This is a genomic window from Nocardia rhamnosiphila NBRC 108938 (assembly GCF_000720425.1).
In the GTDB taxonomy this organism is placed as follows: Bacteria; Actinomycetota; Actinomycetes; order Mycobacteriales; family Mycobacteriaceae; genus Nocardia; species Nocardia rhamnosiphila.
This window is the reverse complement of sequence record NZ_JOAJ01000062.1, coordinates 1-329: the sequence shown is the minus strand read 5'-3', so window position 1 is coordinate 329 and position 329 is coordinate 1. Positions and strand designations below refer to the sequence as shown.

The 329-nt window shown below is 66.9% G+C and carries 1 protein-coding gene; it reads left to right on the top strand.

Annotation, left to right across the window (positions count from 1 at the left end; genetic code table 11):
- A partial coding sequence (locus IG75_RS37005; protein ID WP_156061012.1) for a condensation domain-containing protein occupies positions 1 to 329 on the top strand: 329 nt, incomplete at both ends.

Below are 329 nucleotides of genomic sequence, written 5' to 3'. Positions count from 1 at the left end.
TGGTGTCGGCGGTGTCGGAGTTGGCGTCGGGTGGGTTCGATGTGACGGCCGAGGTGCCGTTGCGGTTGGCCTTGTTCGAGGTCGGACAGGCGGCCGACGGCGGGGCATCCGGTGAATACGTGCTGGCGATGGTGGTGCACCACATTTCCGGCGACGGCTCGTCGGTAGGGCCCTTGATCCGGGATCTGATGAACGCCTATGTCGCGCGGATCGCGGGTGAGGTGCCGGCATGGGCGCCGTTGCCGGTGCAGTACGCGGATTACAGCATCTGGCAGCGGGAGTTGCTGGGTGATGAGGCCGATCCGGAGTCGATCGCGGCGCAGCAGGTC